At 72.8% G+C, this 15,511-nt stretch carries 17 protein-coding genes and 1 pseudogene; 12 read left to right on the forward strand and 6 right to left on the reverse strand.

What is annotated here, in order from left to right; all coding sequences use genetic code 11:
* The first annotated feature begins 81 nt into the window (after positions 1-81).
* Positions 82-897: an SAM-dependent methyltransferase gene (locus tag ABZ833_RS01570; RefSeq protein WP_361039528.1), complete on the forward strand. Its 816-nt coding sequence runs from the start codon at positions 82-84 to the stop codon at positions 895-897.
* Positions 898-924: 27 nt separating this feature from the next.
* Here ABZ833_RS01570 and ABZ833_RS01575 read toward each other — a convergent pair whose 3' ends face one another.
* Positions 925-1,632, reverse strand: coding sequence for an SDR family NAD(P)-dependent oxidoreductase (locus tag ABZ833_RS01575; protein ID WP_361039530.1), 708 nt, complete (start codon positions 1,630-1,632; stop codon positions 925-927).
* A gap of 101 nt (positions 1,633-1,733) precedes the next feature.
* Here ABZ833_RS01575 and ABZ833_RS01580 point away from each other — a divergent pair, with 101 nt between their 5' ends.
* Entirely contained in the window at positions 1,734-2,567 is an 834-nt protein-coding gene (locus tag ABZ833_RS01580) for a helix-turn-helix transcriptional regulator (protein WP_361039533.1), read from the forward strand.
* On the opposite strand, the gene ABZ833_RS01585 is transcribed toward ABZ833_RS01580, so the two are convergent.
* Positions 2,554-3,990 (reverse strand): MFS transporter, encoded by a 1,437-nt coding sequence (locus tag ABZ833_RS01585; RefSeq protein WP_361039536.1) that lies wholly within the window; start codon positions 3,988-3,990, stop codon positions 2,554-2,556. The genes ABZ833_RS01580 and ABZ833_RS01585 overlap by 14 nt on opposite strands.
* Positions 3,987-4,649: a TetR/AcrR family transcriptional regulator gene (locus ABZ833_RS01590; protein WP_361039538.1), complete on the reverse strand. Its 663-nt coding sequence runs from the start codon at positions 4,647-4,649 to the stop codon at positions 3,987-3,989. Before ABZ833_RS01590 ends, ABZ833_RS01585 begins: the two co-directional genes overlap by 4 nt.
* Before the next feature lie 328 nt (positions 4,650-4,977).
* Here ABZ833_RS01590 and ABZ833_RS01595 point away from each other — a divergent pair, with 328 nt between their 5' ends.
* From ABZ833_RS01595 to ABZ833_RS01625, 7 genes are all read left to right on the forward strand, one after another.
* The gene (locus tag ABZ833_RS01595) at positions 4,978-5,382 is read left to right on the forward strand and encodes a hypothetical protein (RefSeq protein WP_361039541.1); all 405 of its coding nucleotides are present in this window, start codon (positions 4,978-4,980) and stop codon (positions 5,380-5,382) included.
* Positions 5,379-6,155 carry a transcriptional regulator gene (locus ABZ833_RS01600; RefSeq protein ID WP_361039544.1) on the forward strand — a complete coding sequence of 259 codons (777 nt, stop codon included), beginning with the start codon at positions 5,379-5,381 and terminating at the stop codon, positions 6,153-6,155. The genes ABZ833_RS01595 and ABZ833_RS01600 overlap by 4 nt, the downstream gene beginning before the upstream one ends.
* 82 nt (positions 6,156-6,237) lie before the next feature.
* A complete protein-coding gene (locus ABZ833_RS01605) occupies positions 6,238-6,630 on the forward strand; it encodes a roadblock/LC7 domain-containing protein (protein WP_249585499.1) in 393 nt (130 codons plus the stop codon).
* A gap of 78 nt (positions 6,631-6,708) precedes the next feature.
* Positions 6,709-7,083: a hypothetical protein gene (locus ABZ833_RS01610; protein ID WP_361039547.1), complete on the forward strand. Its 375-nt coding sequence runs from the start codon at positions 6,709-6,711 to the stop codon at positions 7,081-7,083.
* Between the two features lie 180 nt (positions 7,084-7,263).
* On the forward strand, positions 7,264-7,797 hold the full coding sequence (locus tag ABZ833_RS01615) for a 2Fe-2S iron-sulfur cluster-binding protein (protein ID WP_361039550.1): 534 nt from the start codon (positions 7,264-7,266) through the stop codon (positions 7,795-7,797).
* Positions 7,794-8,789, forward strand: coding sequence for a xanthine dehydrogenase family protein subunit M (locus ABZ833_RS01620; protein WP_361039552.1), 996 nt, complete (start codon positions 7,794-7,796; stop codon positions 8,787-8,789). Before ABZ833_RS01615 ends, ABZ833_RS01620 begins: the two co-directional genes overlap by 4 nt.
* Before the next feature lie 39 nt (positions 8,790-8,828).
* Positions 8,829-10,925, forward strand: a complete 2,097-nt coding sequence (locus tag ABZ833_RS01625) for a xanthine dehydrogenase family protein molybdopterin-binding subunit (protein WP_361039555.1) — start codon at positions 8,829-8,831, stop codon at positions 10,923-10,925.
* Positions 10,926-10,981: 56 nt separating this feature from the next.
* Here the strand turns inward: ABZ833_RS01625 and ABZ833_RS01630 are convergent, their stop codons facing one another.
* Positions 10,982-12,004: a PHP domain-containing protein gene (locus ABZ833_RS01630; protein ID WP_361039558.1), complete on the reverse strand. Its 1,023-nt coding sequence runs from the start codon at positions 12,002-12,004 to the stop codon at positions 10,982-10,984.
* Positions 12,005-12,114: 110 nt separating this feature from the next.
* Complete coding sequence (locus ABZ833_RS01635; protein ID WP_249585505.1) at positions 12,115-12,297, reverse strand: hypothetical protein; 183 nt, start codon at positions 12,295-12,297, stop codon at positions 12,115-12,117.
* A gap of 392 nt (positions 12,298-12,689) precedes the next feature.
* Between ABZ833_RS01635 and ABZ833_RS01640 the strand changes: the two genes are divergently transcribed.
* A complete protein-coding gene (locus tag ABZ833_RS01640; protein WP_361039561.1) occupies positions 12,690-13,808 on the forward strand; it encodes a PP2C family protein-serine/threonine phosphatase in 1,119 nt (372 codons plus the stop codon).
* Positions 13,809-13,952: 144 nt separating this feature from the next.
* A complete protein-coding gene (locus ABZ833_RS01645; protein ID WP_361041292.1) occupies positions 13,953-14,450 on the forward strand; it encodes a DUF5709 domain-containing protein in 498 nt (165 codons plus the stop codon).
* A 30-nt stretch (positions 14,451-14,480) separates the two neighbouring features.
* Here the strand turns inward: ABZ833_RS01645 and ABZ833_RS01650 are convergent, their stop codons facing one another.
* On the reverse strand, positions 14,481-15,053 hold the full coding sequence (locus tag ABZ833_RS01650; RefSeq protein ID WP_361039564.1) for a GNAT family N-acetyltransferase: 573 nt from the start codon (positions 15,051-15,053) through the stop codon (positions 14,481-14,483).
* 73 nt (positions 15,054-15,126) lie between these two features.
* Between ABZ833_RS01650 and ABZ833_RS01655 the strand changes: the two are divergent.
* Positions 15,127-15,507 (forward strand): annotated as a pseudogene (locus ABZ833_RS01655) (NmrA family transcriptional regulator); the annotation flags it as partial.
* Between the last annotated feature and the right edge of the window lie 4 nt (positions 15,508-15,511).

Raw genomic sequence — 15,511 nt, forward strand, 5'->3', positions numbered from 1 at the left:
ACTGGTGTACGTGTCGGGACGGTTGGGACGTAGGTTGTGCGTTGAACACTTCACGCCTCGGTGGAAAGACGGACGCTACCCATGACCGACGACGCCACGACGCCCGGATCTGCGGCGCATCAGAAGATCGACACATCGGTGCCGCACTCGGCCCGGATCTGGAACTACTGGCTGGGCGGGAAGGACAACTACCCAGTCGACGAGGAAGCCGGCGACGCCTACAGCGCCGTGTTCCCCGGCATCGTCACGGTCGCCCGCAGCAGCCGTGCCTTCCTGCGCCGCAACATCACCCACCTGGTCACCGAGGCGGGCATCGGGCAGTTCCTGGACATCGGCACCGGCCTGCCGACCGTCGACAACACCCACGAGGTCGCCCAGCGGCTCGATCCCCGGACCCGGATCGTGTACGTCGACCACGACCCGATGGTCCTCGCGCACGCCCGCGCCCTGCTCACCTCGACGCCCGAGGGAGCGACCGCGTACGTCGACGCCGACCTGTCCGACCCCGACCGCATCCTGGCGGCCGCGTCCGAGACGCTCGACCTCAGCCGCCCGACCGCCCTGATCCTCAGCAACATCCTGGGCCACGTCGCCGACTACGACCGGGCGCGCGCCATCGTCACCCGCCTGATGGAGGGCCTGCCCTCCGGCAGCTACCTCTCCATCAACGACGGTTCACGGGGCACCGACGCCGCCTACGAACAGGCCCAGGACGCCTACAACGAAACCGGCGCCGTCCCGTACTTCCTGCGCCCCGTCGACCAGATCACCGCGTTCTTCGACGGCCTGGACCTCCTGGCCCCGGGCGTCGTCTCGGTCCCCTTCTGGCGCCCGGACTCCGACTCCCCCACCCTGGAGCCCATCGGCGAACACGGCGGCCTCGCCCGCAAGCCGTGACAGGAGTGGTCGGTCACCAGTGGTCGGTCACCAGGGCAGCGGACCCTCGGCATCGCGGTAGCCGCCCGTGGGGCCTTCCGGGCCCACCTGTGCCATGCGGACGATGATCTCGGCGCCCTGTTCGACGGTCTGGACCCCGGTGTTGCCGTTCAGGTCGGTCCTGGTGAAGCCGGGCTCCACGGCGTTGATCCGCATGCCGGGGAACGCCTTCGCGTACTGCACGGTCAGCATGTTGACCGCGGTCTTCGACGCCGGGTAGGCGACACCCGGGTACGCGAACGCCGGGGTGCCCGCCTCGGCGACGCGGTGCAGGGAGGCGAGGCCGCTGCTGAGGTTGACGATGACGGGGGCGGGCGAGCGTCGCAGGAGCGGCAGGAACGCCTGGGTGACGCGCACCGTGCCGAAGACGTTCGTCTCGAACACCTCCCGCATCTGGTCGGCGGTCACATCGGCGGCGCCGGGCACGTTGTTGTCGGAGTCCCGGGTCTCGATGCCCGCGTTGTTGATCAGTACGTCGAGGCCTCCCCCGGCCTCGACCGCCTGGGCCGCGGCCGCCACGGACGCGTCGTCGGTGACGTCGAGCAGGACGGTCCGCGCGCCCACCTGCTCGGCGGCGCGGCAGCCCCGTTCCGCGTCCCTGCTGCCGATGTAGACGGTGTGGCCCGCGGCGACGAGCCGACGGGCGGTTTCGAGGCCGAGGCCCTTGTTCGCTCCGGTGATCAGTGTCGTGGTCATGGCTCCAGGCTGCGGCGGTCGCCCGGGGGCAGCCAGGAGTCCCTTCTTCCTGGGACTGCCGGTACCAGGAAGTTCCGCCCGCCGCGGTGCACAGTGGTGGCATGGCGAGCACGGAGTTCGGGCGGGTGGTGCGGCGGTGGCGCGACCGGGTGCGCCCCGAGGCGGCGGGGCTGCCCGCGGGCGGGCAGCGGCGCACGGCCGGGCTGCGCCGTGAGGAGCTCGCGATGCTGGCGGGGATCTCGGTCGACTATGTGACCCGCCTTGAACAAGGCAGGGCGACCCACCCGTCGGAACAGGTGGTGGAAGCCCTCGGACGGGCGTTGCGTCTGTCCGCGGCCGAACGCGAGCACCTGTTCCACGTCGCCGGGCTCGTGCCGCCGGGCCAGGGCACGGTGCCCGCGTACATCACGCCGAGCGTGCACCGGATGCTGGACCGGCTGAGCGGGACACCGGTGGCCGTCTCCGACGCTTCGTGGACGCTGCTCCTCGCCAACCCCCTGTACACGGCGCTGATGGGCGAGCGGCACGGCCGCGAGCGCAGTGGCGCCTGGCGCGCCTTCCTCGGTCCGGGCGGCCGCGTGCGCCACTCCTCGCAGTCCCAGCTCGCGATAGAGACCGCGGTGGTCGCGGACCTGCGCGCGGCGGCCGGCCGGTACCCGGCGGACCAGCGGCTGCGGCAGCAGATCGCGGAACTGCGCGCGCACAGCGAGCGGTTCGCGGACCTGTGGGACTCCGGCGCGGTGGGTCGTCACGCGGCGTCCCGCAAGACGATCGACCACCCTCAGGTGGGCCCCGTCACGCTGGACTGCGACGTGCTCAGTGTCGCGGGCAGCGACCTGCGCATCATGATCTACACGGCCGAACCCGGCAGCCCGGACGCCGAACGACTCGAGCTTCTGGCGGTCCTTGGCATCCAGACGCTCACCCCCGGCTAGCCTCCCGAGCGAGCTCGACGCGCTGACGACCGGCGGGGTGCCCACGCGGCAACAGCGCCGCGGGCAGCAGGCCGAGGGCGGCGATTGCGGCCAGGATCAGCAGGGTTGAGCCCATCTCGGGGACGGGCGCGGCCGGGTTCCGGAGCGTCGCCGGTGGCCCGGTGCCTGCCGCCTTCGGCAGCATCACGCCGGCGGCGACGGCGATGCCCAGGGTCGGGCCGACGTTCATTGCGGTCTGCTTGAGCCCGCCGACGACCCCGGCGTACCCGGGCGGCGCGTCACCGACGACGGTGCCGGTCGCGGTGACCATCACGACCGCGAATCCCGCGCCGAGCAGGGCGACCGCCGTGCCGGTGAACATCCAAGTGCTGGTCGGGCCGAGCCGGGACAGCGCCGCGATGCCCGGGACGACGAGGCCGACACCGGCGATCGCGGTGGCGCGCGGCCCGTGTCTGCGCAGCGCGACGTCGGCGAGGGGCGCGCCCAGGACCATGAGCGCGGTCAGCGGAAGGACCCGCAGACCGGTGGCGAGCGGGTCGAGCCCGAGGGCGTCCTGAAGGTAGAACGTGGTCACGAAGAGCGCCCCGAACATGCCGCCGCTGGTGACCAGGAGCAGCGCCATCGAGGCCGCCACCGGTCGGGAGCGGGCCACGGCCCGGGGCACGATCGGATGCACGGCGCGGCGTTCGTGGACGACGAGCAGCACCGCGATGCCCACGGCGGCGAGCAGACCGAGCCACGTCGCTGCGGCGGTCCATCCGTGCGCGGGCACGCCGGCCAGGGTGTGCACCAGGACCGCGAGTGCGCCCGCGAGCAGGGCCGCGCCGGTGACGTCGAGGCGCTGGGCCCCGGCGCGCGAAGGCTGCGGCACCCGCAGGGCGAGGGTGAGCCCGGCGATCGCGAGAGCGACGGGGACGTTGATCCAGAACACGGCGCGCCAGCCCAGGTGTGCGACGAGGACACCGCCGAGCAGGGGGCCCGCCGCCGCGGCGACCCCGATCGCGCTGGTCCGGACGGCAACAGGCCTGCCGAGCCGGTCCGGTGGATGGGTCAGCCGCAGCAGGGCGAGGGTCGCCGGCTGCAGCAGTGCGCCGAACACGCCTTGTACGGCGCGCAGGACGATCACCCAGCCGACCTCAGGCGCCAGCGCGATACCGGCCGATGCGCCCCCGAAGCCGAGTACGCCGACGAACATCAGCCGCGCGTGCCCGTACCGGTCTCCGAGGCGCCCGGCGATGACGAGGAGCCCGGCCACCGCGAGCAGATAACTGGTGCTTGTCCACTGCACCTGTGCCACGCTCGCGCCGAATTCGTGTTGCAGGCTGGGCTGCGCCACGAGCAGCACGGTGCCGTCCAGCGCGACGATCATCGCGCCGGCCGCGCTGACCACGAGCGCGAGATGGCGCCGCAGGATCCTGGTCATACGGCCGCCGGGCCGAGATGGGCGTCCAGGGCCGCAGCGACCACCCCGTCGAGGTGATCTCGCCCGGCGCTGCCGCCCGCCGACGGGGAGTCAAGTGCGAGCTGCATGCTGTCCCATGCCCACAGCTGGGCGATGCCGTGCAGGTTCGCCCAGAGCGCCGCCGCCACCACCGGTGGTGGCGGCAGGGCACTGCTGCGCGCGCCGCTCCGGTCCGCGGCCTCCTGCTCCGTCCTGCATCGGGCGACGAGCCCGACGATGCCGTCGAAGAGCGGGAGTGTGGATTCCCGGAGGCGCGGGTGGTCCGCGTCCGACGGGTGCTGTCCGCTGTCGAGCAGGTCGTGACGGAACATCAGCTCGAACATGCCGCGGTGCGCAAGTGCGTACCCGACGTAGGTCCGTGCGAGCGCCTCCAACTGGCCGCGTGGCGATGTCGCGCGGCCGGTCGCGATCTCGAACCGGGCCTCGAGGTCCTCGAATCCGCGCCGGGCGATCGCCGAGAGCAGGGCGTGATGCGTGGCGAAGTGCCGCCGCGGCGCCCCGTGGGACACCCCGGCCCGGCGGGCGATCTCGCGCAGCCCCAGTGAGGCGGCTCCGTCCGTCATGACGATGTCCACCCCGACATCGATCAGCCGTTCCCGCAGGGAGTCTTCTTGCGTCATGGACACTGTCTACCGGAGGTGAGTAGACACTGTCTACTTCCGATCGAACGGGGATCCGGCGGAGAGCCGGCAGGAGGGACCCCGGGGAGCCCCGGAGGGACGGCGTCGAGGGACGATCCGGTCATCCGACCGATGAATTCGGTCGCTCCCAAGCCCTTCCCGGGCACCCTCGAACCGATCGCGTCGATCTCGCGCATGTCCCCCTGGAAAATGCCAATTCTCCCCAGAACCCGCACAGCCTTACGTACCTTCCTCGTCACGGACGGTGGGGACCGTCCGTGACGGGCGGTGGGGACCGCCCGGTTTCACCCTGGGGAAGGGAAGCCGCGTGCCCGGAATCGACGAGTGTCTGCTCGAGGCGATGACACTGCCCGGTGCACGCGGGGCCGCGATCGTCGACTGGACCAGTGGGCTCGCCCTTGGTTCGGTCGGCGAATCGCCCAACGGCGACCACGAGGCGACCGCCGCCGAGACCGCGGAGGTGGCGCGGGCGGCCGCCGAGTACCAGGCGTTCGCGCCGGTCGACGGGGCGTTCGAGGAACCGGACGCCAAGGGGTTACCGGTCGAGGACCTGATGCTCACCACCCGCACCGGTTTCCACCTGATCCGGTTCGTGGAGACCACGTTCGACAGCAGCGTCTTCCTGCACCTGTGGCTGGACCGGCACACCGGGAACCTCGCGCTCGCCCGCATCCGGCTGCGCGACATCTCCGACCGTCTGGCCCTGGTATGAGTACCGCTCGGGCCCGCGTCGCCACCTCCCCGATGCTGCTGCGGCTCGCCGAGGAACACGCCACCGGTGCGCTGCTGCGCGACCAGGGGGTCCTCTACCTCTCCCAGGGGCACGTCGTGCACGCCGAGAGCCCCGCGGCACCCGGCATCGACGTGCTGCTGACCACCGGCGGCTCGCTGCCCCAGCAGGGCTGGCAGGACGCCCTTTCGCAGGCGGGGTCCCGGCACGCGGTCGGGCAGCACCTGATCGACAGCGGCCGGGTGGCCGCGGGCGAGCTGGAGTTGTGCCACCTCGGCGCGCTCTTCGACGCAGCGTTCTTCGTCCTGGAACCGCCCGGGGGCGCCACGCGCTTCCGCTACGGCGCCGCCCACTGGCTCGGGCAGATCCACCCCGTACCGGCCACGGTCGTGGCCCGGGAGACGCGGCGCCGCCGGGAGCTCCTCGACAGCGTCTGGCCCGACTCGGTGATCGACACGGCCCCCGTCGTGCCCCGTGCGCCCGCCCCCGGCCAGACGGTCGGCGACCGCCAGCGGGAGGTGCTCCGGCTCGCCGACGGCAGTCGTACGCCGACCCAGATCGCCTGGGCGCTCGGCCGCCCGGCGTTCCACACCCTGCTGGAGGTCCGGCGCCTCGCCGCGGCCGGTCTTGTCCACACGCCACGGCTCCCCGAACCGGTGGAGCCCCCGGTCGCCCTGTGGTGCATGGAGTCGTCCGAGGACCCGGACATCGCTCTGCTGCGCCGGGTGCGGGACGCGCTGGAGGCGAGCCCATGACGCCTCGCTGCGCACACCGGGCCGGGCACCAGCCCTCATGAAGCTCTTCGCGCTCTGGAAGCGCGCCGAGAGGAGACACCTGATGGGCGCCGAAGCCGACGTACTGAGCGAACTGAGACGCCTGCGCACCCGGATTCCACAGCTCAGGGGGGCGCTCGCGGCCAGCGTCGACGGCCTTGTGCTGGCCCAGGACGCCACGGACGTGGAGGCCGAAGGCGTCTCGGCCCTTACCGCGGCGGCGCTGGGGGTGGCCCTGCGCCTGTCCGAAGCGACGCACCAGGGCGGCTTCCGGGAACTGCTCATCCGGGGTGAGCACGGATACGTCGCCACGTACGCCGCCGGTTCGTCCGCCGTGCTGACGCTGCTGGCGGAGCCCCGCATCAACGTGGGCCGGCTGCACCTGGAGGCCCGCCGGTCCAGCGCCTGCATCGGAGAGCTGGTCGACGCCGCCGTCGAACGAGCGGAGGAAAGCTGACCCATGCCCCCCACCTCATCCTCATCACCTTCAACGCCCTCATCACGGGCATCCAGCAGACGGAAAGGGAGCAAACTCATGAGCAACACGGAAACCGCGCTCAAGGAAGCCACCACCTCCATCGAGGGCGTCATCGGCGCGGCCCTGGTCGACTACACGAGCGGCATGGCCCTGGGCACCCTGGGCGGCGGCAAGGACCTGGACCTTTCGGTCGCCGCTGCGGGGAACACGGACGTGGTGCGCGCCAAGCTGCGCACCATGGAGATGCTCGGTCTCAAGGACGAGATCGAGGACATCCTGATCTCGCTCAGCAGCCAGTACCACCTGATCCGGCTCATCAAGGGCCGCAACAACAACGGGCTCTTCCTCTACCTGGCCCTGGACAAGAGCCGCGCCAACCTGGCCATGGCCCGCCATCAGCTCAAGCGGATCGAGGCGGACATGGACGTGTGACCCGACGGCCCCTTCCACGACGCCTCCCCCGTCCCCGGCGCCGCGCCCCTCACGGCGCGGCGCCGTCCGCTGCCGCCGATACGCCACACGCGTGATCCCGGCATGCCGTAACGGGTGTCCTGACTCAGGCTGGATACGCGGTCACCTCCTGACCACGCGTCGACCAGGGAGCAGAGCACCATGGGAACCGATGTGTTCCACGCGCAAGTGCGCCTGACGGTGAACGGCGAGCCCCGCGGCCTCACCATCGACCACCGTTCGACGCTGCTGGACGTCCTGCGCGAGCAGCTGGGTCTGACCGGCGCCAAAAAGGGCTGTGACCACGGCCAGTGCGGTGCCTGCACCGTCCTCGTCGACGGGCGCCGCGCGAACAGCTGCCTGCTCCTCGCGGTCGCCCACGAGGGGTGCGAGATCACCACCGTCGAAGGGCTGCGCGACGCTGACGGTGAGGGCCTGCATCCCGTGCAGCGGGCCTTCCTGGAGCGCGACGCCTTCCAGTGCGGCTACTGCACGCCGGGGCAGATCTGTTCGACCGTCGGCGCCCTGGCGGAGGCCGCGGCGGGCCACGCGTCGCACGTGACGGATCCGGGAGCGGACACCGGCGCGCCCGTGGAGCTGACCCGGGACGAGATCCGTGAGCGGCTCAGCGGCAACCTGTGCCGCTGCGGCGCCTATCCGCACATCGTCGAGGCCGTCGAGGACGTGGCCCGGTGAAGCCCTTCCGGTACGTACGCGCCTACAGCGTCGAGGAGGCGGCCGCGGCCCACGCGGGACGGCCGGGCTCCCGCTACCTGGGCGGCGGCACCAACCTCGTCGACCTGATGAAGCTGGGCGTCGAACGCCCCGGGACGCTGATCGACGTCAGCAGGCTGCCGCTGGACACGGTGGAGGAGCTGCCCGACGGGTCCCTGCGCGTCGGCGCCACGGTGCGCAACAGCGACCTCGCCGCCCATCCGCTGGTGCGGGGCCGCTATCCCGTGCTGTCACAGGCCCTGCTCGCGGGGGCTTCGGGCCAGCTCCGCAACGTGGCCACGACCGGGGGCAACCTGCTCCAGCGCACCCGCTGCCCCTACTTCCAGGACCTGAGCAAACCGTGCAACAAGCGCGAGCCGGGCACCGGGTGCGGGGCGCGCGACGGCGTCCACCGCGACCACGCCGTCCTCGGCCACTCGCCGCAGTGCATCGCCACCAACCCCTCCGACATGGCGGTCGCGCTCAGCGCCCTCGACGCCCAGGTGGAGCTGCACGGTGTACGGGGGCGGCGCACCCTGCCCGTCACCGAGTTCCACCGGCTTCCCGGTGACCGCCCTGACCTGGACACCGAGATCGCGCCCGGCGAGCTGATCACCGGTGTGCTGCTCCCGCCCGCGGCCGCGAGGCTGCCCTCCGCCTACCGCAAGGCCCGCGACCGCGCCTCGTACGCCTTCGCGCTCGCCTCGGTGGCCGTGGTCCTGGACGTCGAGGACTCCGTCGTACGCCAGGTGCGGATCGCGTTCGGCGGCCTGGCCCACCGGCCCTGGCGTGCCCGGCGTGCCGAGCGCGAGCTGCTGGGCGGGCCGCCGAGCGACGAGGTGTTCCTGCGGGCCCTGGACGCCGAGCTCTCCGCCGCCGAGCCGCTGCGGGACAACGCGTTCAAGGTGCGCCTCGCCCGCGATCTCGCCCGTGACGTCCTGCGGCGCCTCGCCGTATCACCGTCCGCTTCCTGACCAAGACCACGCCTGTCCTCCGCTCCCAGGGAGAACCCCATGCCGGACACCGCAAGCACCCTCGGGGCGCCCGCCGAGCGCAGGGAGGGCCCCCAGAAGGTGACCGGGACCGCCCGCTACGCCGCCGAGCACACCCCCGAAGGGTGCGCCTACGCCTGGCCGGTGCCCGCCACGGTGGCGCGCGGCGCGGTCAGCGCCGTCGACGCCACGGCAGCCCTGGCCGTGCCCGGCGTCGTCGAGGTCCTCACGCACCTGAACGCGCCGCGCCTGGGGAAGCCGGACGACGCCACCCTCGCCGTGCTGCAGCACGCGCGCGTGCCGCACCGGGGCTGGTACGTCGCGCTCGTCGTCGCCGACACCCTGGAGGCGGCACGCGAAGGCGCGGCGGCGGTCCAGGTCACGTACGCCGAGGAACCGCACGACGTCGTCCTGAAGGCCGATCACCCCGGCGCCTACGTGCCGGAGGACTCGGACGGCACATCGGGCGAGCACGTGCGCGGCGACGCGGAGGACGCGTTCGCCTCCGCCGCCGCGCGCGTCGATGCCCTCTACCGGGTGCCGCCGCTGCACAACCACCCGATGGAGCCGCACGCGGCCACCGCCCAGTGGCAGGACGGCCGGCTGACCGTGCACGACAGCAGCCAGGGCGCCACCACCGTCCGCGACGTCCTGGCGGGACTGTTCGCGCTGCCCAAGGAGCAGATCACGGTCGTCTCCGAACACGTCGGCGGCGGCTTCGGCTCCAAGGGCACGCCACGCCCGCACGTGGTGCTCGCCTCCATGGCCGCCCGCGCGACCGGCAGGCCCGTCAAACTCGCCCTGCCCAGGCGCCAGTTGGCCGCCGTGGTGGGCCACCGCTCGCCGACCCTGCACCGGGTGCGGCTCGGGGCGGAAGCGGACGGCACGCTGACCTCCGTGATCCATGAGGTGACCGCGCACACCTCGCGCGTCAAGGAGTTCGTCGAGACGGCCACCGCCGCCACGCGCGTCATGTATCCGTCGCCGCACGCCCGCACCACCCAGCGCGTGCTGCCGCTCGACGTGCCGAGCCCCTCCTGGATGCGCGCCCCGGGCGAGGCGCCCGGCATGTACGCCCTGGAGTCGGCGATGGACGAACTCGCCGTGACCCTCGGCATCGACCCGGTCGAACTGCGCCTGCGCAACGACACGCAGACGGAACCCGACAGCTCCCTGCCCTTCAGCAGCCGTCACCTCGCCGAATGCCTGCGCGAGGGCGCCCGCCGCTTCGGCTGGTCCGAGCGCGACCCGCGCCCCCGCTCGCACGCCGACGGTCCCGTCCTGGTGGGCAGCGGGGTCGCGGCGGCCACATACCCGGTGATCGTCTCGCCGAGCCGGGCGAGCGCGCACGCCTACCCGGACGGCAGCTTCGTGATCCGCGTCAACGCCACCGACATCGGCCAGGGCGCCCGCACCGTACTCGCGCAGGTCGCCGCCGACGTGCTCGGTGTCCCGCTGGACTCCGTGCGCGCCGACATCGGCAGCAGCGACCTGCCGGCCGCGCCCCTGGCGGGCGGTTCCTGCGGGACGGGCTCCTGGGGCTGGGCCGTCCACGAGGCCTGTACGCGGCTGGCCGCGCGCCTGGCCGGACAGCGGGGGCAGCAGCTGCCCCCGGAGGGGGTGGGCGCCACCGCCGACACGGCGGGCGAGGCCGACGCGGACAGCGGCTACTCCCGGCACTCCTTCGGCGCCCACTTCGCCGAGGTCGGCGTCGACACGGTGTCCGGCGAGGTCCGGGTGCGCAGGCTGCTGGGCGTCTACGCGGCCGGGCACATCCTCAACTCCCGTACCGCGCGCTCGCAGTTCATCGGTGCGATGACGATGGGCCTGGGCATGGCGCTGACCGAGGGCAGCACCATGGACGCGGCCTTCGGCGACTTCACGGAGGCGGACCTCGCCGCCTACCACGTACCGGCGCACGCGGACGTACCCGCGATCGAGGCGCACTGGATCGACGAGGACGACCCCCACCTCAACCCCATGGGCAGCAAGGGCATCGGTGAGATCGGCATCGTCGGGACGGCCGCGGCCATCGGCAACGCGGTGCACCACGCGACCGGTCTGCGGCTGCGCGAACTGCCCCTCACGCCGGACCGGGTCCTGGCGGGCGGCATCTGAATCGGCCGGGGCGCCGGAGTGCCGCGGCGCCGGAGTGCCGGAGTGCCGCGGCGCCCTCACGCCACAGCCCGGTTCTCCCGCGTCCAGGCCAGCAGCTTCTCGGCCGTCCAGGTCGTCACCACGCGCTCGGCGGGCACCCCGCACTCCTCGGCGCGGGCGCACCCGATCACCTGCCAGTCCAGCTGCCCCGGCGCGTGCGCGTCGGTGTCCACGGAGAAGAGCACTCCGGCGTCCACGGCACGGCGCAGCAGCCGACGCGGCGGGTCGAGCCGCTCCGGACGGCTGTTGATCTCCACGGCCGTGCCGGATGCCGCGCACGCGGCGAACACCGCGTCCGCGTCGAACTGCGACTCCGGCCTGCCGCGCCCGGTGACGAGCCGGCCGGTGCAGTGCCCGAGTACGTCGGCCCGGGGATCGCTGACGGCGGCGACCATGCGCCGGGTCATCGCGGCGGCGTCCATGCGCAGCTTGGAGTGCACGGAGACGACCACCACGTCGAGCTGGTCGAGCAGCTCGGGCTCCTGGTCGAGCGAACCGTCGTCGAGGATGTCGCACTCAATGCCCGTGAGCAGCCGGAAGGGCGCCCACCGCTCGTTGAGATCGGCCACGACCGCAAGCTGCTCGCGCAGCCGCTCCGGCGAAAGTCCGCTTGCGACGGTCAGCCGGGGCGAGTGATCGGTGAGCACGGCCCACTCGTGGCCGAGCGCCCGCGCCGCCCGGCCCATCTCCTCGATCGGGCTGCCGCCGTCGGACCAGTCGGAGTGCAGGTGGCAGTCGCCGCGCAGCAGGGCCCGCAGCCGGGTGCCGCCCTCGGCGAGCGGGGCGTCCGCCTCGCCCTCGAGACGCTCCAGATATCCCGGCATCTCGCCTGCCAGCGCCTCGCGGACCACCCCGGCGGTCTTGGGGCCGATCCCCTTGAGCGACTCCAGGGACCCGTCGGCGACGCGCCGCGCCGCCTCGCCGTCGGGCAGGTCGCCGACCACCTCGGCCGCGGTGCGAAAGGCACGCACCCGGTAGGTCGGGGCGCGGCCTCGCTCCAGCAGAAAGGCGATCCGTTCCAGCGCCTCCACGGGGTCCATCGGCACCTCCGGCCGTCGGGGACTGCCGACGGCGTACGTGTGCTTCCAGCGTCGCCCACAAAGGGCGGCGGGGCACGCGAGGGCCGGAGCCTTCGTCGCCCCGGGGACGCCTACGCCGCGGGTTCGGCGGGCGCCGCGTCCGGGACGGCCGCGATCGGCCCCCTGAAGTCCAGCACGGCCTCGGCTCTCTGCTGCGTCTCCTCGGCGGCCTTGCGGGCTGTCGCGAGGACGTCGCCGTGCTCCTGGACGAGGGTGTCGTAGATCGGCGCCTCAGCGGCGTCATTGGCTGGCATGACCAGCGGCTCCTTGTTCGGGTGACTGAATGGGGCGGTACGGCCGCATGCGGCCGGTCCGCGACCTTACGCTGCGCTTGCGGGCCTCTGCGGACCGGGGTCGACCGCTGAGACGGCAGGCCCGGTCCACCGGGGAGGGTGCCCGAACGCCGGAAATCCGGCGGGCGCAAGCGAAATGCGCCTCCCGCACGCCTGCAGCCGGGCACGATCCGGGACCCGGTGTGAGACTGCTGATGAGGCGGTGATCACAGATGTCGAGCCAGCCTACGGAGCCCGGAGCCGGAAACTCCGGTCCCGGAAGCACCGGTCCCGGGAAGCAGGGCCCCCGGCAGCCCGGCCCGGGGGAACAGCTGTTTGAACAATTGCTCGCATCCGCGCACGCGGCGGCGCCGATGGAGCTTCCCGCGCTGGCCCAGCGGTTCGCCGAAGCCGTCGGGCTCGACCGGATCGACGTGTACCTCGTGGACCTCCAGCAGCGGTGTCTGGTGCCGCTGGCCGAGGGGCCGCCCACCCTCGATGTGGACACCTCCGTCGCCGGTTCGGCCTACCGGGCGCACGCGCTGCGCGTCGAGGAACTGACCCAGGGCAGGATCGTCGCCTGGCTGCCGCTGATCGACGGCGCCGAACGCCTCGGCGTGATCGGCGCCACCGCGGCCGTCATCGACGTCGCGCTGCTGCGCCGCTGCCGCATGCTGGCCTCCGTGATGGCCATGACGATCACGTCGAAGCGGGCGTCGAGCGACAGCTTCGCCCGCCGGACGCGGTCCGAGTCCATGCAGCTCCCCGCCGAAATGCTGCGGGCCTTCCTGCCGCCCAGGACCATCGGCAACTCCCACGTGATCTCGACCGCCGTGCTCGAACCGGCGTACGAGATCGGCGGCGACGCCTTCGACCACTCCCTGACCCCTTCGACCCTGCACGTGGCGATCCTGGACGCCATGGGTCACAACCTCGCGTCGGGTCTGACGACCGCCGTGGCCCTGGCGGGCTGCCGCAACGCGCGGCGGGCCGAGGCCGAGCTGCCCGAGCTCGTCGACACCGTCCAGCACGCGCTGGCCGGGTGGCTGCCCGAGCAGTTCTGCACCGGGATCCTGGCCCAGCTCGACCTGGCCGACGGCCTGCTGCGGTGGTGCAACTGCGGCCATCCGCCTCCCCTGCTGATCCGGGACCACCGCGTTCTCGACCGCGCCCTGGAGCGGCCGGCCCAGCCGCCGATGGGCACGCCCGCCCTGCTGGCCGACGTGGAATGGCAGGTCCACGAGGAGGCGCTCCAGCCGGGTGACCGGGTGCTGATGTACACCGACGGCGTCACCGAGCTGCGGACCGGGGGCGGCGCCGAGTTCGGCCTGGAGCGGTTCACGGACAGCATCATCCGCGCGACCGCGGCGGGCGAACCTGCGCCGGAGGCACTGCGCCAGCTCATCCACGCCATCCTCGACCGGCAGGACAACCAACTGCGCGACGACGCGACGCTGTTGCTCCTCGAATGGCGCCCGCCCGGAACGCGGTGACCTGCGGGGCCATCGTGTCCCTCGTCCCCTCGCGACCCTCCCCGCATGCCGGAACGTGTGTTCTGGATCAGGGTGGATACACGGCACAGCAGCACCATCAGTCGCGCGTGAAGGAGGACGAGCACCGTGGGAATCGACGAGGTCATGGGCGACGACGTCTACCAGCCCGACGCGGAGGAGGTCCGCGAGGACGAGGGCATCCTCGACGCGGAGGACACCCTCAGCGACCGCGGGGCGGATCCGTACGACGAGGGCTGGTCACCGCCCGAGCGGCCCCTCGGGGTGGCCCACACCGGCACCACCGCACAAGAGCAGCAGGACGGCGAGAGCCTGGCGGAGCGCCTCTCCGAGGAGCGGCCCGATCCCGCGCTCGCGGTGCCCGGTCCTGCCGAGGACGACGACGGCATCGGGGACACCACCGACACCGACGGCGAGCCGATCGACGAGACGGAGGTCGGGGACGCCCGCGCCGGGCGCCTGTTCGCCCCCGACGACGGGGCAAGTGACGACCCGGAGTCCGACGCCGCGCAGGACATGATCGGCGAGGACATGGGCATCGACGGCGGTGCCGCATCCGCCGAGGAGGCGGCGGTGCACGTCATCGACGCGGATGCCGCCGACGGGACGGACTCCGCGGGCTGATGTGCCCCGCAACGGCCCGGGGCTGCCGCGTCAGCGCAGGTCGAGCCGCATCAGGACCCGGGGATGACCGGCCAGCACAGAGGTCGTGTCGGCGGCGTGGGTGAATCCGGCGCGCTCGAAGTTCTTGCGCAGCCCGGCGTACGCCATCGTCAGGTCGACCTTGGCGTCGCCGTTGTCGAGCGGGTAGGCCTCGACCGCCGGTGCGCCGTGGGCGCGGGCGAACTCGACCGCACCGGCGATCAGGGCGTGCGAGATCCCTTGCTTGCGATGACCGGGCCGCACACGAACGCACCAGAGCGACCAGACCGGCAGATCGTCGACGTGCGGGATCTTCCGGTTCCGCGCGAAGGACGTCTCCGAACGCGGCGCCACGGCCGCCCAGCCCACCGGCTCGTCCCCGTCGTGGGCGAGCACCCCGGGAGGGGTCTTTGCGCGGCACAACTCGGCGACGTACTCACCGCGGGCCGGCCCACGGAGCTCGTTGTTGAGCTTGGACGGGATCCGGTAGCTCAGGCACCAGCAGACATTGGCGGCAGGTGACTTCGGGCCGACCACGGCACGGACATCCTCGAAGACCGAAGCCGGGCGTACGTCGATGGGCATGACACCACAGTGGCACGCGCACCTGCGCTCACGGTGGCACGACGTACGGAGCCGCGCGCCGAAGTCACGAGCCCGCCTGCCGGAGCGAGTGCGCGCGCGGACCGAGGTGGTGCGGGGCTCGCACGCCGACCCCAGCGTCCTGAAGGAGGCATGCGCGGGCGCCGACCGCATGTTCTGGCTGGTGCCGCCGACGCCTGTGGCCGACAGCATCGAGGGCCGCTTCCGCGACTTCACCGAGCCGCTGCGCGAGGTGATCGGCAGTCAGGGCGTACAGCGCGTCGTCGGCGTCTCCAGCCTGGGCCGCGGCGTGGCGAAGAACGCCGCGGCCAGATATCCGCTTCGCTCGCCATGGACGAGGCGATCGCGACCACGGGCGTGCACCACCGGCGACATCGCCGCCACCGCGGCCCGGCTGCTCCTGGACGACTCCTGGACCGGACAGGAGGACGTCCCGGCGT

It is taken from the genome of Streptomyces sp. NPDC047525, from assembly GCF_040643025.1.
Taxonomy (GTDB): Bacteria; Actinomycetota; Actinomycetes; order Streptomycetales; family Streptomycetaceae; genus Streptomyces; species Streptomyces durmitorensis.